A 17,748-nucleotide genomic window follows, 5' to 3' on the forward strand; every position below is an offset into this window, starting at 1 on the left:
GCGGTGGGACGAGGAGCGATGTGGACATGAGCCAGGCGGTCAGGACGAGGCCCGAGGGCAGTGGGCAGCCCCTGAGCGAGGCGTACGACACGGCGCTGCTCGATCTGGACGGGGTGGTGTACGCGGGCGGCCGGGCGATCGCGCACGCGGTGGACTCGCTGGCGGTGGCGCGCTCCGGCGGCATGCATCTGGCGTACGTCACCAACAACGCGCTGCGGACGCCGGACACCGTGGCCGGGCATCTGACGGAGCTGGGCATACCGACCGGCGCCGACGACGTCATCACCTCCGCCCAGGCCGTCGCCCGGCTGATCAGCGAGCAGGTGCCGGCCGGGGCGCGGGTGCTGGTGGTCGGCGGCGAGGGTCTGCGGGTGGCGCTGCGCGAACGGGGCCTGGTGCCGGTGGAGTCGGCGGACGACGATCCGGCGGCGGTCGCGCAGGGCTACGGCGGGCCGGACCTGACCTGGGGGCGGTTCGCGGAGGCGTCGTACGCGGTGGCGCGCGGGGTGCCGTGGTTCGCGTCCAACACCGACCTGACGATCCCGAGCGGGCGGGGCATCGCGCCGGGCAACGGAGCGGCCGTGGAGGTCGTCCGGATCGCCACGGGCAAGGAGCCGCAGGTGGCGGGCAAGCCGCTGCCGCCGATGCACCGCGAGACGATCATCCGGACCGGCGCGAAGCGGCCCCTGGTGGTCGGGGACCGGCTGGACACGGACATCGAGGGGGCGTTCAACGGCCGGGTCGACTCGCTGCTGGTGCTGACCGGCGTCACCGACGCCGCCCAGCTGCTCGCCGCGCCGCCGCGGCACCGGCCGACCTATGTGGACGCCGATCTGCGCGGCCTGCTCACCGGCCAGCCGGAGGTCACCGCCGACGGCGACGGCTTCCGCTGCGGCGGGTTCACGGCGACGGCCCGGGCGGACCGGCTGGAGCTGGAGGGCGACGGTGAGGCACTCGACGGGCTGCGGGCACTGTGCGCCGCGGCCTGGACGGCGGCCGGTGACGGCTCCTGCACGCTGGACGGGGGGAAGGCGCTGGCACGGCTCGGACTGTGAGCGGGCACTGAGGAGCAGGTGCCGGCGAAGGCTCGGACTGTGACCGGGCCTTGAGGGCAGGCGACGGCGATGGCTTGACGGGGATCGGGGCCGGGGGCCGTGACTGCGGCGGACCCACCCCGGGGATCGAAACCGGCAGCGAGGGTAGGCTAACCTAACCTCGTGTTGGTCGACAGTCCCCCGGAACAGCGCGCGGAGAACTCCCCCGCGCCCCCAACTCGTCGGACGGCAAGGGCCGTTGGGCTCCTGCTCTCCGCCGTGTTCCTGCTGCTCGTCGCCCTGGCGAGCATCGCGGTCGGGGCGAAGGCGCTGTCGCCGGACCAGGTGTGGCACGGCCTGTTCCACGACACGGGGACCTACGGCGACGTGGTCGTGGACGAGCGGCTCGCGCGCACGGTCCTCGGTCTGCTGGCCGGTGCCGCGCTCGGTCTCGCGGGCGCGGTGCTCCAGGCGCTCACCCGCAATCCGCTGGCCGACCCCGGGCTGCTCGGCATCAACGCGGGCGCCTCCGCCGCCGTCGTCACGGCCATCACCTACTGCGGCGTCACCAGCCTCACCGGCTATGTGTGGTTCGCCTTCCTCGGGGCGGCGGCGGTCGGCGCGCTGGTGTGGTTCCTCGGCGGCAGCCGGGGCGCCACCCCGGTGCGGCTCGCGCTCGCCGGCACGGCGATCAGCGCCGCCCTGTACGGCTACCTCCAGGCGGTGATGATCCTGGACGACGTGGCGCTGGCCAGGATGCGCTTCTGGACGGTGGGTTCGCTGGCCTCGGCCGGCTACTCGACCGTCGTGCAGGTGCTGCCGTTCCTCGCGGCCGGCATGGTCCTCGCGCTCGCGCTCGCCCGCCCGCTGAACGCCGTCGCGATGGGCGACGACACCGCCCGCGCCCTCGGCGCGCACCTGGGCCGCACCCGCGCGCTCGCCATGCTGGCCGCCACCGTGCTGTGCGGCGCCGCGACCGCCGCCTGCGGACCCATCGTGTTCGTCGGCCTGATGGTCCCGCACGTCGTGCGCTCCTTCACCGGCCCCGACCTGCGCTGGATCCTGCCGTACGCCACCGTCCTGTCGCCGGTGCTGCTGCTCGGCGCCGACGTCGTCGGCCGGGTCGTGGCGCGGCCCTCGGAACTCCAGGTCGGCATCGTCACCGCGATCATCGGCGGCCCGGTCTTCATCCTGCTCGTACGACGGCGGAGGACGGCCCAGCTGTGAAGACCCGAACCACGCACCGGGCCGTGCGCGCCCCCGGCGGGCTCTCCCTGCGCCTCGACCTGCGGGCCCTGGTCGTCGTCGTGCTGCTGCTGGCCGCCGCCGGTGCGGCCGGGGTGGCGCTGATCGGCACCGGCGACGCGAAGATCCCCGCGGCCGACGTGCTCAGGACCCTCGCCGGGAACGGCAACGCGTACCAGGACTTCATCGTCAAGGAGCTGCGGCTGCCGCGGGTGCTGGTCGGCCTGCTGGTCGGCGCCGCGCTGGGCCTCGGCGGCGCGCTGTTCCAGTCCGTCTCCCGCAACCCGCTCGGCAGCCCGGACGTGCTGGGCCTGTCCCAGGGCTCGACGGCCGGCGCGCTCGTCGTGATCGTGCTGCTGTCCGGCAGCACCACCCAGGTCACCGCCGGCGCGCTGGCCGGCGGTCTGGTGACCGGGCTCGCCGTCTATCTGCTCGCCTGGAAGCAGGGCGTGCACGGATACCGGCTCGTCCTGGTCGGCATCGGCGTCTCCGCGATCGGCACCGCCGTCAACGGCTATCTGCTCACCAAGGCCGACCTGGTCGACGCGGCCCGCGCGGTCGTGTGGATGACCGGCTCGCTGGACGGCCGGGACTGGGACCAGGTCTGGCCGCTGCTCGCCGTGTGCGCGGTCCTCGTCCCGCTGGTCCTCGTCAACGCGCGCGGCCTGCGGATGCTGGAGATGGGCGACGACGTCGCGGGCGCCCTCGGGGTGCGGGTGCAGCGGGTCCGGCTGGTGCTGACGGTCTGCGCCGTGCTGCTCACCGCCGCCGCCACCGCGGCCGCCGGACCCGTCGGCTTCGTCGCGCTGACCGCGCCGCAGCTCGCCCGCCGCCTGACCCGCTCGCCGGGCCCTAACCTGGTGCCCTCCCTGTGCATGGGCGCCGCCCTGCTGGTCGCCGCAGACTGGGCCGCGCAGCGCGCCTTCGGCGCCGACCAGCTGCCCGTCGGGGTGGTCACCGGCGTCCTCGGCGGCGGCTATCTGCTGTGGCTGCTGGTCACCGAGCGCAGGGCGGGCCGGATATGAGCCACACCCCCACGAAGACGACCGGGAGCACCGTGAACCGCCTCTCCGCCGAGAACGTCACCCTCGCCTACGACCAGCGCGTCATCGCCGCACAGCTGTCGGTGGAGATCCCCGACAACTCCTTCACGGTGATCGTCGGCCCCAACGCGTGCGGAAAGTCGACGCTGCTGCGGGCGCTGTCGCGGATGCTCAGGCCCAGCGAGGGCCGGGTGCTGCTCGACGGCCAGGTCATCCAGTCGATGCCCGCCAAGAAGGTCGCCCGTACCCTCGGCCTGCTGCCGCAGTCGGCCGTCGCGCCCGACGGCATCACCGTCGCCGACCTCGTCGGCCGGGGCCGCTACCCGCACCAGGGCCTGCTGCGCCAGTGGTCGGCCGAGGACGAGCGGGTCGTACGGGAATCCATGCGGCAGACCGGGGTCGAGGCGCTGGCCGACCGGTACGTCGACGAGCTGTCCGGCGGGCAGCGGCAGCGGGTGTGGATCGCGATGGCGCTCGCCCAGCAGACGCCGCTGCTGCTCCTGGACGAGCCGACCACCTACCTGGACATCCAGCACCAGATCGACGTCCTCGACCTGTGCGCCGAGCTGCACGAGACCCAGGGCCGCACCCTGGTCGCCGTCCTGCACGACCTCAACCACGCGGCCCGCTACGCCACCCACCTCATCGCCCTGCGCGGCGGCGAGGTCGTCGCCGAGGGCGCCCCGAACGACATCGTCACGGCCGAGCTGGTGGAGGAGGTGTTCGGGCTGCGCTGTCAGGTCATCGACGACCCGGAGACCGGCACCCCGCTGGTCGTCCCCGCGGCGCGCGGGACCCGGCGGGAGCGGCTCACAGCAGCTTCCTGAGCCGGAACAGGTCCAGCAGGCTCGCCTCCAGCCGGACCCGGCCCGAGCCCCAGGCGGTCGCGAAGTTCAGCTCCCCGCCCACCAGCGCCACCAGGTCGTCGCCCGCCAAGGCGAGCCTGATCTGCGCCTTCTCCCGCGGCGGGCCGGGGTGGGTGTCGTCCACCTCGATCCGCCCGCCCGTCATGCGGCCGGCGAAGGTGACGTCCAGGTCGGTGATGTGACAGCTCACCGAGCGGTCCAGCGCGGCGGCCGCGCGGACGTCGCCCTCGGCGCCCTGCATGTTGTCCGAAAGCTTTCCCAGTGCGGCGCGGCACTCCTCGATCGTGGCCATCGCCACCGACCGTACCCCAGCCGTTCGGGGTAGCGTCTGCCCATGAGCGAGTCCGTGACCGAGGCCCCGGCGGAAGCCGTGACGGAGGCCGAGCCCGAGTACGACCCCGCAGCGCCCGCCCCTCTGGGGGTCCCGCGCACCCCCACCGGCAACGCGGAGGTCGACGCCCAGCTGGAACGGCTCGCAGACGCCGACCACCTCGCCACCGACGGGCACATGGAGGTGTACGAGGATGTACACCGGGGGCTGCGCGACGCGCTCACCGCGCTCGACGCCCGCCCGGGACCTCCGGTGCCCCCGCCTTCGTACCACCAGAGCAGGAGCTGAACCGAACGTGGCAGGAGTCGCACGCCGCCGTCTGGACGCGGAGCTGGTCCGCAGGAAGCTCGCGCGCTCGCGCGAGCACGCCAGCCAGCTGATCGCCGCCGGGCGGGTCACCGTCGGCAAGACCGTGGCGACCAAGCCGGCCACCCAGGTGGAGACCGCCGCGGCGATCGTGGTCCAGGCCGACGACAGCGACCCCGACTACGTCTCCCGCGGCGGGCACAAGCTCGCCGGCGCCCTGAAGGTCTTCGTTCCGCAGGGGCTCGTGGTCGAGGGCCGGCGCGCGCTGGACGCGGGGGCGTCCACCGGTGGCTTCACCGACGTGCTGCTGCGCGCGGGCGCCGCGCACGTCGTCGCCGTGGACGTCGGCTACGGACAGCTCGCCTGGTCGCTGCGGAACGATGAACGCGTCACCGTCAAGGACCGTACGAACGTACGCGAGTTGACGCTCGAAGCGATCGATGGGGAGCCGGTGGATCTTGTCGTGGGCGATCTGTCCTTCATTCCGCTCGGGCTGGTGCTGCCCGCCCTGAAGCGGTGCGTGACGCCGGACGCCGACCTGGTGATGATGGTCAAGCCGCAGTTCGAGGTGGGCAAGGAGCGGCTCGGCAGCGGGGGTGTCGTACGGAGTCCGCAGCTGCGGGCGGAGGCCGTGCGTGGTGTGGCCGAGAAGGCCTGGGAGCTGGGGCTCGGGGTGCAGTCGGTCACCGCCAGTCCGCTGCCCGGCCCCTCGGGGAACGTCGAGTACTTTCTCTGGCTGCGGGCGGGAGCACCCCAGGTGGACCCGGCCGACGTCGACCGTGCAGTGGCGGAGGGGCCGCGTTGACACAGAACCTGGCGCGTACTGTTTTCCTGCTCGCCCACACCGGGCGGCCCGCGGCGGTCCGCAGTGCGGAACTCGTCGTCAAGGGCCTGCTGCGGCATGGCATCGGGGTGCGGGTGCTGGAGGAGGAGGCGCGCGACCTGCCGCTGCCGGACCAGGTGGCGCTGGTCAAGGAGGCGACCCCGCAGTGCCTCGACGGGTGCGAGCTGCTGATCGTGCTCGGCGGTGACGGGACGCTGCTGCGGGGCGCCGAGTTCGCCCGTGCGTCCGGGGTGCCGATGCTCGGCGTCAACCTCGGCCGGGTCGGGTTCCTCGCGGAGGCCGAACGCGACGACCTCGACCGGGTGGTCGACCGGGTGGTGGCGCGGTCGTACGAGGTCGAGGAGCGGATGACCGTCGACGTCGTCGTGCACCGCAACGGGGACATCGTGCACACCGACTGGGCGCTGAACGAGGCGGCCGTGCAGAAGGCGGGCGCCGAGAAGCTGCTCGAGGTCGTGCTGGAGATCGACGGGCGGCCGGTGTCGGAGTTCGGCTGCGACGGGGTGATCCTGTCCACGCCGACCGGGTCCACGGCGTACGCCTTCTCCGCGGGCGGGCCGGTGGTGTGGCCCGAGGTGGAGGCGCTGCTGATGGTGCCGATCAGCGCGCACGCGCTGTTCGCCAAGCCCCTGGTCACCTCGCCGGAGTCCGTGCTGGCGGTGGAGGTGCTGCCGCACATCCCTCCGGGCGTCCTGTGGTGCGACGGGCGGCGGACCGTCGAGCTGCCGCCGGGGGCGCGGGTGGAGGTGCGGCGGGGCGCGGTCCCGGTACGGCTTGCTCGGCTTCATCACTCTTCGTTCACGGATCGGCTGGTCGCGAAGTTTGCGCTGCCGACGACGGGATGGCGAGGGGCGCCGCACTAGGGGGTTTCGTTTGGATCAGGTCGGACCCGGGCTGATCCGAACGAAACCCCCTGGCTCGCCCGGGTGACAATGGCGGGCCATGTGCGCTCCCCCGCCCGGACCTCGTATGGTCTGTTCCGTGTTGGAGGAGATGCGGATACGGTCGCTCGGGGTCATCGACGACGCCGTCGTCGAGCTGTCGCCGGGGTTCACCGCCGTCACCGGTGAGACGGGTGCGGGCAAGACCATGGTGGTCACCAGCCTGGGGCTGCTGCTCGGCGGCCGGGCCGACCCGGCGCTGGTGCGGATCGGGGCGGACAAGGCGGTCGTGGAGGGGCGGGTCACCGTGCCCGCGGACGCCGCCGCCGTCGTACGCGCCGAGGAGGCGGGGGCCGAGCTGGACGACGGCGCCCTGCTGATCAGCCGTACCGTTTCCGCCGAGGGCCGCTCCCGGGCGCACCTGGGCGGGCGCAGCGTGCCCGTGGGGCTGCTCGCCGAGCTGGCCGACGACCTGGTGGCCGTGCACGGGCAGACCGACCAGCAGGGGCTGCTGAAGCTGTCCCGGCAGCGGCAGGCGCTGGACCGGTACGCGGGCGACGCCGTCGCCGTGCCGCTCGCCAAGTACACCGAGGCCTACCGGCGGCTGCGGGCCGTCTCCGCCGAGCTGGAGGAGATCACCACACGCGCGCGTGAGCGGGCGCAGGAAGCCGACATGCTGCGCTACGGCCTGGAGGAGATCGCCGCCGTCGAGCCGCGCGCCGGGGAGGACGCCGAGCTGGCCGAGGAGGCCGAGCGGCTGGGGCACGCGGAGGCGCTGTCGTCCGCCGCGACGGCCGCGCACGCCGCTCTCGCGGGCAATCCCGAGGACCCCGAGGGGATCGACGCCTCCACCCTCGTCGCGGGCGCCCACCGGGCCCTGGAGGCCGTTCGGAGCCACGATCCGGCGCTCGCCTCGCTCGCCGACCGGATCGGGGAGATCGGCATCCTGCTCGGTGACGTGGCCGGCGAGCTGGCCGGGTACGCCGACGACCTGGACGCCGATCCGCTGCGGCTGGCCGCGGTGGAGGAGCGGCGGGCCGCGCTGACCGCGCTGACCCGCAAGTACGGCGAGGACGTCAACGCCGTGCTCGCCTGGGCCGAGCAGAGCGCCGCGCGCCTGACCGAGCTGGACGGCGACGACGAGCGGATCGCGGAGCTGACCGCCGAGCGGGACGCGCTCCGGGCCGAACTGGGCGGTCTCGCACAGGCGTTGTCGGACGCGCGGAGGGAAGCCGCCGAGCGGTTCGCCGCCGCCGTGACCGCCGAGCTGGCCTCGCTGGCGATGCCCCACGCGCGCGTGTCCTTCGACATCCGGCAGACCGAGGACCCCGAGGGCGTCGAGGTCGGCGGGCGCACGGTCGCGTACGGGCCGTCGGGCGTGGACGAGGTCGAGCTGCTGCTCGCCCCGCACCCGGGCGCCCCGCCGCGGCCCATCGCCAAGGGCGCGTCCGGTGGTGAGCTGTCCCGCGTGATGCTCGCCGTGGAGGTCGTCTTCGCGGGCACCGACCCGGTGCCGACGTACCTCTTCGACGAGGTCGACGCCGGTGTCGGCGGCAAGGCGGCGGTCGAGATCGGCCGGCGGCTGGCGAAGCTCGCCAAGACGGCGCAGGTCGTCGTGGTGACCCACCTGCCCCAGGTGGCCGCCTTCGCCGACCGCCAGCTGCTGGTGGAGAAGACGAACGACGGCTCGGTCACCCGCTCCGGGGTGAAGGTCCTGGAGGGCGAGGAACGCATCCGCGAGCTCTCCCGCATGCTGGCCGGCCAGGAGGACTCCGAGACGGCCCGCGCCCACGCGGAGGAACTACTGGCGACGGCCCGGGCGGACCTGTAGACGGGCTCGGCTTCCAGGGCAGGCGTGGTCGGCTTTTAGGGTGGCGGGATGATCGTCAAGCGTGAGTTCCGCTCCTTCCTGCTGTCCGCCGCGCTCACCCGGGCCGGCCTCGCCCTGCTGCGCGGCAACCCGCCCGGCGGCGCGCGGCGTTGGCAGCGTGAGAACTACGCGGGCCGGAGCGTCGAGCTGTACGCCGGGCCCGCCGCGGCGCTCGGTGCGGCCGGCGCCGTCGCGCGGGAGTGTCCCGGGGCGGGGCTCGCCGTGCTGGCCGCCGGGGTGTGCGGGGCGTACGACGATGTCGCCGGGGACCACCGGCGCGGCTTCCGGGCGCATCTGCGGGCGCTGAGGGACGGTGAAGTCACCAGCGGGGCCGTGAAGTTGTTCGGGATATCGGCCGCCGGGCTGGTCGCGGGGGCGCTGATGAAGGAGCGGCCCCTCGACAGGCTTCTCGCCGGGGTCGTCATCGCCGGTGCCGCACACTTCGTGAACCTCGTCGACGTGCGGCCGGGGCGGGCCGCCGGAGCGGTACTCGCGCTGGGGGCGCCCGGACTGCTCCGCGAGGGGCCCGCCGCCGGGCTGTCGGCGGCCGCGATGGGCGCCGCCGCGGCCGTCCTCCCCGACGACCTGGGCGAACGCGCCATGATCGGGGACACGGGGGCGCACGCCCTCGGGGCCGCGCTGGGGGCGGCCGTCGTGGCGGGCAACCGGCGCGCGGGGCTGCTCGCGCACGCCGTCGCCGTTGTGGCCGCCGCCGTGCACGGGGACCGGGTGAGTGCCTGGGCGCGGGCACTGTGAGCGTCTGACCTCGCGGTATGTATCAGTGCGGGGTTCGCCCGCGCCGGGACTCGGTTCCCCCGTGTGGGTGACGTGCTCCGGCGCATTGCCTCCGGCCCGCCGCACGGTGCGCCCCCGGATTTCCCTGAACGGCTCTGCGTCCTGGCATGCTTGAAGAGCATGTGGTCCGCGCGGGAGGCGCGCGGTGTACGTCCTTCCGCACTCCTGAGCCCGCTACGTTCTGTACGTTTCCTCGTGACCACCCACGCCGAACCAGGAGTCCCGGCCTCGTGAGCCCCCTGAGCAGCAACGCACCGCACGGCCAGCAGCCGCTGCGCACCGTGCAGGTGCTGGGCGGAGGCAACGCCGGCAGCAGCGCGCATGTGCGCTCGCTGGCCGAGGGGCTCGTGGCGAGGGGCGTGCGGGTGACGGTGTGCGCCCCCGCCGAAGCCGACCGCGCCTACGATTTCACCGGCGTCGGCGCCGAACACGTGCACGTGCCGCGCAGCAGCGACCCCGTCGCGGTGGCCGCGCTGCGAACGGCCTGCGCCAACGCCGACCTGGTGCACGCGCACGGGCTGCACGCCTCCTTCCGGGCCGTCCTCGCGCTCAGCGGCCGGCGCACCCCCTTGGTGGTCACCTGGCACAACCGGGCCTGGGCCGACGGTCCGCGGGCGCATCTGCTCAGGCTGCTGGAGCGGCGGGTGGTGCGGACGGCGGCCGTCGTCCTCGGCACCAGCCCCGACCTGGTGGACCGGGCCAGGCAGACCGGGGCACGGGACGCCCGGCTCGGCGCCGTCGGCCTGCCGGGGCAGCGGCGGCCCGCCGTCCTCGACGACCCCGACCCGCTGCGCCCCAAGGTCCTCGCCGAACTCGGCGCCACCGGACGCCCGTTGCTCCTCGCGGTCGGCTCCCTCGAGCGGCACCGCGGCTACGACGTCCTGCTCGACGCGGCCCGCGCCTGGCGGGGCCTGGACCCCGTGCCGCTGGTCGTCATCGCCGGGGAGGGGCCGCTGCGGCCGGAGCTGCAGCGGCGCATCGAGGACGAGGACCTTCCGGTGCGGCTCGTCGGGCACCGCGACGACGTGCCCGAGCTGCTCGCCGCCGCCGACCTGGCGCTGCTGACGAGCAGATGGGAGTCGCGGTCCGTGCTCGCCCAGGAGGCGCTGTACGCGCGCGTGCCGCTCGTCGCCACCCGGGTCGGCGGCATCCCGGACCTCGTCGGCGACGCGGCCGAACTCGTCCCGTACGGCGACCCGGAGGGGCTCGCCGCCGCCGTCGTACGGCTGCTCGCGGACCCTGAGCGCCGCCAGGAGCTGGCCGCGGCGGGGCTGAGGCAGGCCGCCACCTGGCCGACCGAGGACGAGACGGTGGCCCAAGTGCTCAGCGTCTACGACGAGTTGACCCAGCCGACACCGCTGGCCTAGGGCACGTGCCGGCGGGCCCGCAGGGCGAGGCTCAATGCCAGCACGGTCTGCGGGTCGTCGAGGTCGGTGCCCAGCAACTCCCCGATGCGGGCGAGCCGGTTGTACAGGGTCTGCCGGTTCAGGTGCAGCTCGCGGGCCGTCTCCGCCTTGCGGCCCGCGTGCGCCAGATAGGTCTGCAGCGTCGGCAGCAGCGGCGGCTTGGAGCGGTTGTCGTGGTCGCGCAGCGGGCCGATCGCACGGTCCACGAACGCGGCCAGGTCCGGGTGGTCGCGCAGCCGCCACAGCAGCAGGTCGATGTCGAGGCGGCGGGCGTCGTACCAGGGCCGGTCCGTCAGGCCCTGCGCGGCCGTCGCCGTCTCCGCCGCGTGCCTGAGCCCGGCCGACGCGGCCGCCCAGCCGCCCGCCACGCCGACCACCACGACCGGCGGCGGCGAGCCCGGCCGGCGCATCCCGGCCCGCTCCACGCCCGTGCGCAGCGCCGCCGCCACCCGGTCGGCGACGGCCGGGCGCTCCGACTCCGAGCGCAGGCCGAGCAGCACCAGCACCCGGCCCTCCACCGGCCGTACGCCCAGCAGCACCGGCACCCCGACCGCGGCCAGCTCCTCGGACACGGCCCGGGCGAGCACCGCCCAGCCCCCGCCGGGGGAGAGGCTGTCGCCGATCCGCATCACCACGGGCAGCAGCGGGCTGTCGCCGGGCTTGAAGCCTAGGACCCGGGCCTGCGCCGGGGCGTCCTCCGCGGTGATGCGGCCCTCGGCGAGGTCGGTGAGGAAGTCGCCGCGCCCGCGGGCCGCCAGCTCCTCCTCCTGCCGGGCCTGCATCAGCACCACGGCCAGGATGCCCGCGGCCCGCTCGGCGGCGATCCGGTGCACGGGGGCCAGCGCGCCGCGCACCGGCAGCAGCACCAGGCGGGCCCGCACCGAGCCCGCCGTGCCGGGACCGCCGCCGGGCACGTCCACCAGCACCGAGCCGGCGGGCGGCGGGGCGTCCTTGCGCGGCCCGCGCAGCCCCTCCCACACCTGGAGCGGGTCCGCTCCCTCGGGACCCTCCCCGGCGGCATACAGCAGGCGGCCGTCGGCCGTCTCCAGGAACACCGGGTTGCCGCCGAAGTCCGCCAGGATGCCCAGCACCTGCGGCACCCCGCCGCCGCCCAGCAGCGCCTCGGTGCAACGCCGGTGCACCTCCTCGGCCCGCTGCAGCAGCGCGTAGTGGCCGTTGACGATCTCGGTGTGGATCTCCTCGGTGACCGTCACGAACGGCACCTCGCGGTGCAGCTGCACCAGCGGCAGCCCGGCGGCGCGGGCGGTGTCCACCAGGGCGGCCGGCAGCCGGCTGAAGCGCGGGCCCAGCTCCACCACCAGGGCGGCGATCCCGCGCTCGGCGAGGGTGCGCACGAACGCCCGCTGCTCGGCGGGGCGGGTGCCCAGGCCGTAGCCGGTGGTGAGCAGCAGCTCGCCGCCCTTGAGCAGTGAGGCGATGTTCGGCACCTCGCCCGCGTGCACCCAGCGCACCGTGCGCCCCAGCCGGTCGGCGCCCGCCAGGATCTCCGGCAGCCCGCTGCGCAGTCCGGGCAGCTCCAGCGCCCGCTGAACGGTGATCCCGGCGCCCTGACTGTCGGGTCGGTTGTCCGTACGGCTGTCCATGCAGCGGACGCTACCTGCGAAGACGCCCGGAGAACATCTTCCGGTCACACCGGCTTGACGGCGCGGCCGAACCGGAAGACGTCGTCGGGATCCCAGCGCCGCTTGACCTTCTCCAGGCGCAGCAGGTTCCCGGCGCCCAGGCCCGCCCGGAGCCGCTCGGGGCCCTCGTCGCCAACGAAGTCCAGGCAGACGTCCCCGGTGCTCCAGGGCCGTACCTCCGCGCACGCCTCCCGTACCCAGGCCGTCTCCCGCTCGTCGTCCGCCGGGTCCGCCCAGCAGACGAAGGGGTGCGCGATCCAGGACGCGTCCCGGTACGCCACCGGGTACTCACGGGGGCCGGCGGCGACCGCGCCGCCCAGCGGGAACAGCGCGTGCCGGCTGCCGGGGGAGGCGGGCATGCGCTCCGCGCGGGCGTGGAAGAGGTCCACCAGCTCGTCGGGCAGGTCCGCGAGGCACTCGGCCGACCCCTCGCGGCGCAGGCCGGGCGGCGGGTCCAGCAGGCACTGCACGTCCGCGTACGGCACGGCGCCGACGATCTCCGTCTCGTGCGGCAGCGCCAGCAGCGGCTCGGCGAGCCTGCGCAGGCCGGACTCGCCGCCCGCGTACGTCAGCAGGGCGGCGCACCACAGCCCCGACTCGGCCGGCGGGCCGGTCAGGTACAGCACGGCGCCGCCGGCCTCGTCGGGCCCGGCACCGACGGTCTCGCGGAAGGCGCGCACCAGCGCCGGGCCGGACTGGGGCGGGCACAGCAGCAGCGCCGCCGAGAACTCGGGCAGTTCGCGCAGCGCCAGGGTGAGCGCCGTCACCACGCCGAAGGCGCCGTCGCCGCCGTGCAGCGCCCAGAACAGCTCCGGGTTCTCGTCGGCGTTGGCGTGCACCCGCTCGGCGTCGGCGGTCACCAGCTCGACGCCCAGCAGATGGTCCACGGCCAGGCCGAAGGCGCGGTCCAGCCAGCCGGTGCCGCCGCCGAGGGCGTGTGCGCCGACGCCGGTGGTGGAGACGCGGCCGCCGGTGGTCGCCAGCGCGTACGGCTGGGTCGCCCGGTCCAGGTCGCTCATCGTGGCCCCGCCCTCCACCCGGACCGCCTCGGCGGCCGGGTCGACGGTCACCGAGCGCATCCGGCGCAGATCCACCACCAGCGCGCCGTCGACCCTGGGCCCTGCCGGTCCGTCTTCGCCGCCCTGCACGGCGATGTGCAGGTCCAGCTCGCGCGCGAAGCGGACGGCACGGACCACGTCGGCCGCGTGCGCGCACCGGGCGATCACCGCCGGGCGCCGGTCGATCCGCGCGCCGCGGCCGCCCCGGGCCTCGTCGTAGCCCGGGTCCGGCGGGGCGAACACCTCGCCGGCCAGATCCTCGCGGAGCGCGGCGAGGGCCGTGTGCGCCTTGGAACGGACAGCCATGGCAGCCCCCTTCGAGCAGGGTGCTGCCTTTCAGCCTAGGCGCACGGCTCAGCCGCCGTACGCCCCCGAAGCGGTCAGCCGCAGCGCCGTGTCGATCAGCGGCACATGGCTGAACGCCTGCGGGAAGTTGCCGACCTGCCGCTGGCGCCGCGGGTCCCACTCCTCGGCGAGCAGGCCGAGGTCGTTGCGCAGCGCGAGGAGCTTTTCGAACAGCTTCCTCGCCTCGTCGACGCGGCCGATCATCGCGAGGTCGTCGGCCATCCAGAACGAGCACGCCAGGAAGGCGCCCTCGTCGCCCGGCAGGCCGTCGACGCCCGCGTCGGCGCCCTCCGTGGGGTAGCGCAGGATGAAGCCGTCCGGGGTGGACAGCTCGCGCTGGATCGCCTCGATGGTGCCGATCACCCGCTTGTCGTCCGGGGGCAGGAAGCCCATCTGCGGGATCAGCAGCAGCGAGGCGTCCAGCTCCTGGGAGCCGTAGGACTGGGTGAAGGTGTTGCGCTCCTTGTCGTAGCCCTTCTCGCACACGTCGCGGTGGATGTCGTCGCGCAGTTCCTTCCAGCGCTCCAGCGGGCCGTCCGCGTCGCCGGACTCGATCAGCTTGATGGTGCGGTCCACCGCGACCCAGGCCATCACCTTGGAGTGCACGAAGTGCCGGCGCGGGCCGCGCACCTCCCAGATGCCCTCGTCCGGCTCCTGCCAGTGGTCCTCCAGGTAGCGGATCAGCTTCAGCTGGAGCAGCGAGGCATAGTCGTTGCGGGCCAGGCCCGTCATGTGCGCCAGGTGCAGGGCCTCGGTGACCTCGCCGTACACGTCCAGCTGGAGCTGGTGCGCGGCGCCGTTGCCCACCCGGACCGGGGCCGAGTTCTCGTAGCCGGGCAGCCAGTCCAGCTCGGCCTCGCCCAGCTCCCGCTCGCCGGCGATGCCGTACATGATCTGCAGGTTGTCCGGGTCGCCGGCGACCGCGCGCAGCAGCCACTCGCGCCAGGCGCGGGCCTCCTCGCGGTAGCCGGTGCGCAGCAGCGACGACAGGGTGATCGCGGCGTCCCGGAGCCAGGTGTAGCGGTAGTCCCAGTTGCGCACGCCGCCGATGTCCTCGGGCAGCGAGGTCGTCGGCGCGGCGACGATGCCGCCGGTGGGGGCGTACGTCAGCGCCTTCAGGGTGATCAGGGAGCGGATCACCGCCTCGCGGTACGGCCCGTGGTAGGTGCAGTGCTCCACCCACTCGCGCCAGAACTCCTCCGTCGCCTCCAGCGAGGCCTCCGGCTCCGGCAGCGGCGGGGGCTGCTTGTGCGAGGGCTCCCACGAGATGGTGAACGCGATCCGGTCACCCGGAGCGACCGTGAAGTCGGCGTACGTGGTCAGCGACTTCCCGTAGGTCTCGGCCTCCGTGTCGAACCACACGGAGTCCGGCCCGGCGACCGCCACCGTGCGCCCCTCGTGCTTGTGCACCCAGGGGATGACCCGGCCGTAGGAGAACCGCATCCTGAGGGCCGAGCGCATGGGCACGCGGCCGGTGACGCCCTCCACGATCCGGATCAGCTGCGGGGCGCCGTCGCGCGGGGGCATGAAATCGGTCACGCGGACCGTGCCGCGCGGGGTGTCCCACTCGGACTCCAGGATCAGCGAGTCGCCGCGGTAGCCGCGCCGGGCGGCCGTGGGCGGCTGGGCGTCCGCCGCGTGGGCCGGGCCGAGCCGCCAGAAGCCGTGCTCCTCGGTGCCCAGCAGGCCGGCGAAGATGGCATGCGAGTCGAAGCGGGGCAGGCACAGCCAGTCCACCGTGCCGTCCCGGCAGACCAGTGCCGCGGTCTGCATGTCTCCGATGAGTGCGTAGTCTTCGATGCGCCCGGCCACGTGCAACTCCAGTCGAACGGCCACGTCACCCCCGCGCAGGGGGCTGTCGCTAGTGCGGTCAAGGGGTCGTTTGTTGTGCTCGTTGAGCGGTGAAGCAAAGCAGCCCGCCGAGCCCTGAGGCAACACGACAGTCTTTGCTCAACGAACTGCCGCGCTCTCGTTGTTCCGGGTGATGGTGGCGGGGGTGTGCCGTCGTTCCGGCCGGGCTCGGCAGCGAGTGTCCGAGCAGGATACGACGCACGTAGATGATCTGCGTGCCGCTCCGGGCAACCCGTGTGGGCCGAACGGGTGAGGAGCGGGTGACAGCCGTGTGACCTGCGCGTGCCTGCTGTGACACATGTGGCGGGCGGGGCCGGCTCCCGGGTGCGCGCGGGCCCTGGACGCCGGCGGGCGAGGCGCCCCGTGCCCGGCCGGACGCGGAGCGTGGCCGGGAGCCATCCCGGCCGGGCGCTGATACCCTGGTAGCCCGTGGACCGGTGGGCCCCGAAGGAAAAAGGGGCGTCCCCCGAACCGCAGCGACGGCACCCCCGGACTCGTCCGGACCGAAGGCCGTACCGCACGACAGACCGCGACCACGGGAGCCCCCTCTTGGCCATGCCGCCGAAATCTACGACGACCAAGCACATCTTCGTCACCGGGGGTGTCGCCTCCTCGCTCGGCAAGGGCCTCACCGCCTCCAGCCTGGGCATGCTGCTCAAGGCCCGCGGCCTGCGCGTCGTGATGCAGAAGCTCGACCCGTACCTGAACGTCGACCCGGGCACGATGAACCCCTTCCAGCACGGTGAGGTGTTCGTCACCAACGACGGCGCCGAGACCGACCTGGACATCGGACACTACGAGCGCTTCCTCGACCGCGACCTGGACGGCACCGCCAACGTCACTACAGGCCAGGTGTACTCCACGGTCATCGCCAAGGAGCGGCGCGGCGAGTACCTGGGCGACACCGTGCAGGTCATCCCGCACATCACCAACGAGATCAAGCACCGCATCCGGCGTATGGCGACGGACGAGGTGGACGTCGTCATCACCGAGGTCGGCGGCACCGTCGGCGACATCGAGTCGCTGCCGTTCCTGGAGACCGTCCGCCAGGTCCGCCACGAGGTCGGCCGGGACAACGTCTTCGTCGTGCACATCTCGCTGCTGCCCTACATCGGCCCCTCCGGCGAGCTGAAGACCAAGCCGACCCAGCACTCGGTGGCCGCACTGCGCAACATCGGCATCCAGCCCGACGCGATCGTGCTGCGCTGCGACCGCGAGGTCCCGACCGCCATCAAGCGCAAGATCTCGCTGATGTGCGACGTCGACGAGGCCGCCGTCGTCGCCTGCCCGGACGCCCGCTCGATCTACGACATCCCGAAGGTCGTGCACTCCGAGGGCCTGGACGCCTACGTCGTGCGCAAGCTCGACCTGCCGTTCCGCGACGTCGACTGGACGACCTGGGACGACCTGCTGGACCGCGTCCACAACCCCGAGCACGAGATCACCCTGGCGCTGGTCGGCAAGTACATCGACCTGCCCGACGCCTATCTGTCGGTCACCGAGGCGCTGCGCGCCGGAGGGTTCGCCAACCGCGCCCGCGTGAAGATCAAGTGGGTGACCTCGGACGACTGCAAGACCCCGGCCGGCGCCAAGGCCCAGCTGGCGGACGTGGACGGCATCTGCATCCCCGGCGGCTTCGGCGACCGCGGTGTGCTCGGCAAGGTCGGCGCGATCAAGTACGCCCGCGAGAACAAGATCCCGCTGCTCGGCCTCTGCCTCGGCCTGCAGTGCATCGTGATCGAGGCCGCGCGCAACCTGGCGGGCATCCCGGACGCCAACTCCACCGAGTTCGACCCGGCCACCGCCCACCCGGTCATCTCCACCATGGCCGAGCAGCTGGACATCGTCGCCGGCGAGGGCGACATGGGCGGCACCATGCGCCTCGGCATGTACCCGGCGAAGCTCGCCGAGGGCTCGATCGTGCGCGAGGTGTACGACGGCAAGGAGTACGTCGAGGAGCGGCACCGCCACCGCTACGAGGTCAACAACGCCTACCGCGCGGAGCTGGAGAAGAAGGCGGGCATCCTGTTCTCCGGCACCTCGCCCGACGGCAAGCTCGTGGAGTACGTGGAGTACCCGCGCGACGTGCACCCCTACCTGGTGGCCACGCAGGCGCACCCGGAGCTGCGCTCGCGGCCGACGCGTCCGCACCCGTTGTTCGCCGGCCTGGTGAAGGCCGCCGTCGAGCGGAAGATCTCGCAGTAACACAACAGTTGTACGGTGGCCGGGG

General features: G+C 73.9%; 15 protein-coding genes. 11 read left to right on the top strand and 4 right to left on the bottom strand.

Annotated elements, in window-relative coordinates; all coding sequences use genetic code 11:
* The first annotated feature begins 26 nt into the window (after nucleotides 1-26).
* From OG956_RS28600 to OG956_RS28615, 4 genes are all read left to right on the top strand, one after another.
* The gene (locus OG956_RS28600; RefSeq protein WP_330340882.1) at nucleotides 27-1,055 is read left to right on the top strand and encodes an HAD hydrolase-like protein; all 1,029 of its coding nucleotides are present in this window, start codon (nucleotides 27-29) and stop codon (nucleotides 1,053-1,055) included.
* A gap of 162 nt (nucleotides 1,056-1,217) precedes the next feature.
* Nucleotides 1,218-2,261 carry a FecCD family ABC transporter permease gene (locus OG956_RS28605; RefSeq protein ID WP_330340883.1) on the top strand — a complete coding sequence of 348 codons (1,044 nt, stop codon included), beginning with the start codon at nucleotides 1,218-1,220 and terminating at the stop codon, nucleotides 2,259-2,261.
* Nucleotides 2,258-3,304 (top strand): FecCD family ABC transporter permease, encoded by a 1,047-nt coding sequence (locus OG956_RS28610; protein WP_330340884.1) that lies wholly within the window; start codon nucleotides 2,258-2,260, stop codon nucleotides 3,302-3,304. Before OG956_RS28605 ends, OG956_RS28610 begins: the two co-directional genes overlap by 4 nt.
* On the top strand, nucleotides 3,301-4,149 hold the full coding sequence (locus OG956_RS28615; protein ID WP_330340885.1) for an ABC transporter ATP-binding protein: 849 nt from the start codon (nucleotides 3,301-3,303) through the stop codon (nucleotides 4,147-4,149). The genes OG956_RS28610 and OG956_RS28615 overlap by 4 nt, the downstream gene beginning before the upstream one ends.
* Here OG956_RS28615 and OG956_RS28620 read toward each other — a convergent pair.
* Nucleotides 4,133-4,480, bottom strand: coding sequence for a sterol-binding protein (locus OG956_RS28620; RefSeq protein ID WP_330340886.1), 348 nt, complete (start codon nucleotides 4,478-4,480; stop codon nucleotides 4,133-4,135). The genes OG956_RS28615 and OG956_RS28620 overlap by 17 nt on opposite strands.
* A gap of 42 nt (nucleotides 4,481-4,522) precedes the next feature.
* Between OG956_RS28620 and OG956_RS28625 the strand changes: the two genes are divergently transcribed.
* From OG956_RS28625 to OG956_RS28650, 6 genes are all read left to right on the top strand, one after another.
* Nucleotides 4,523-4,807: a hypothetical protein gene (locus OG956_RS28625; RefSeq protein ID WP_330340887.1), complete on the top strand. Its 285-nt coding sequence runs from the start codon at nucleotides 4,523-4,525 to the stop codon at nucleotides 4,805-4,807.
* A 7-nt stretch (nucleotides 4,808-4,814) separates the two neighbouring features.
* Nucleotides 4,815-5,630, top strand: coding sequence for a TlyA family RNA methyltransferase (locus OG956_RS28630; protein WP_330340888.1), 816 nt, complete (start codon nucleotides 4,815-4,817; stop codon nucleotides 5,628-5,630).
* On the top strand, nucleotides 5,627-6,532 hold the full coding sequence (locus tag OG956_RS28635; RefSeq protein ID WP_330340889.1) for an NAD kinase: 906 nt from the start codon (nucleotides 5,627-5,629) through the stop codon (nucleotides 6,530-6,532). The genes OG956_RS28630 and OG956_RS28635 overlap by 4 nt, the downstream gene beginning before the upstream one ends.
* A 106-nt stretch (nucleotides 6,533-6,638) precedes the next feature.
* Nucleotides 6,639-8,381 carry a DNA repair protein RecN gene (recN, locus tag OG956_RS28640; protein WP_330340890.1) on the top strand — a complete coding sequence of 581 codons (1,743 nt, stop codon included), beginning with the start codon at nucleotides 6,639-6,641 and terminating at the stop codon, nucleotides 8,379-8,381.
* Nucleotides 8,382-8,429: 48 nt separating this feature from the next.
* Nucleotides 8,430-9,176 carry a hypothetical protein gene (locus tag OG956_RS28645; protein WP_330340891.1) on the top strand — a complete coding sequence of 249 codons (747 nt, stop codon included), beginning with the start codon at nucleotides 8,430-8,432 and terminating at the stop codon, nucleotides 9,174-9,176.
* Nucleotides 9,177-9,445: 269 nt separating this feature from the next.
* Entirely contained in the window at nucleotides 9,446-10,582 is a 1,137-nt protein-coding gene (locus OG956_RS28650; RefSeq protein ID WP_330340892.1) for a glycosyltransferase family 4 protein, read from the top strand.
* On the opposite strand, the gene OG956_RS28655 is transcribed toward OG956_RS28650, so the two are convergent.
* The 3 genes from OG956_RS28655 to OG956_RS28665 are packed head-to-tail and all read right to left on the bottom strand — an operon-like array spanning nucleotide 10,579 to nucleotide 15,479.
* A complete protein-coding gene (locus tag OG956_RS28655) occupies nucleotides 10,579-12,225 on the bottom strand; it encodes a PucR family transcriptional regulator (RefSeq protein ID WP_330340893.1) in 1,647 nt (548 codons plus the stop codon). The two genes, OG956_RS28650 and OG956_RS28655, sit on opposite strands and share 4 nt — an antisense overlap.
* 44 nt (nucleotides 12,226-12,269) lie before the next feature.
* A complete protein-coding gene (locus tag OG956_RS28660) occupies nucleotides 12,270-13,628 on the bottom strand; it encodes an FAD-binding oxidoreductase (RefSeq protein ID WP_330340894.1) in 1,359 nt (452 codons plus the stop codon).
* A 48-nt stretch (nucleotides 13,629-13,676) separates the two neighbouring features.
* The gene (locus tag OG956_RS28665) at nucleotides 13,677-15,479 is read right to left on the bottom strand and encodes a glycoside hydrolase family 15 protein (RefSeq protein ID WP_330342974.1); all 1,803 of its coding nucleotides are present in this window, start codon (nucleotides 15,477-15,479) and stop codon (nucleotides 13,677-13,679) included.
* Nucleotides 15,480-16,073: 594 nt separating this feature from the next.
* Between OG956_RS28665 and OG956_RS28670 the strand changes: the two genes are divergently transcribed.
* Nucleotides 16,074-17,723, top strand: a complete 1,650-nt coding sequence (locus OG956_RS28670; RefSeq protein ID WP_330340895.1) for a CTP synthase — start codon at nucleotides 16,074-16,076, stop codon at nucleotides 17,721-17,723.
* Nucleotides 17,724-17,748: the final 25 nt, after the last annotated feature.

This window comes from Streptomyces sp. NBC_00557 (assembly GCF_036345995.1).
Taxonomy (GTDB): Bacteria; Actinomycetota; Actinomycetes; order Streptomycetales; family Streptomycetaceae; genus Streptomyces.

What these genes read in the sequence shown, in the direction of transcription:
- OG956_RS28600 (WP_330340882.1), top strand. Translation starts at nt 27, where the DNA reads ATGAGCCAGGCGGTCAGGACGAGGCCCGAGGGCAGTGGGCAGCCCCTG.
- OG956_RS28615 (WP_330340885.1), top strand. Translation starts at nt 3,301, where the DNA reads ATGAGCCACACCCCCACGAAGACGACCGGGAGCACCGTGAACCGCCTC.
- OG956_RS28620 (WP_330340886.1), bottom strand. Translation starts at nt 4,480, where the DNA reads ATGGCCACGATCGAGGAGTGCCGCGCCGCACTGGGAAAGCTTTCGGAC.
- OG956_RS28625 (WP_330340887.1), top strand. Translation starts at nt 4,523, where the DNA reads ATGAGCGAGTCCGTGACCGAGGCCCCGGCGGAAGCCGTGACGGAGGCC.
- recN (WP_330340890.1), top strand. Translation starts at nt 6,639, where the DNA reads ATGGTCTGTTCCGTGTTGGAGGAGATGCGGATACGGTCGCTCGGGGTC.
- OG956_RS28645 (WP_330340891.1), top strand. Translation starts at nt 8,430, where the DNA reads ATGATCGTCAAGCGTGAGTTCCGCTCCTTCCTGCTGTCCGCCGCGCTC.
- OG956_RS28655 (WP_330340893.1), bottom strand. Translation starts at nt 12,225, where the DNA reads ATGGACAGCCGTACGGACAACCGACCCGACAGTCAGGGCGCCGGGATC.
- OG956_RS28660 (WP_330340894.1), bottom strand. Translation starts at nt 13,628, where the DNA reads ATGGCTGTCCGTTCCAAGGCGCACACGGCCCTCGCCGCGCTCCGCGAG.
- OG956_RS28670 (WP_330340895.1), top strand. Translation starts at nt 16,074, where the DNA reads ATGCCGCCGAAATCTACGACGACCAAGCACATCTTCGTCACCGGGGGT.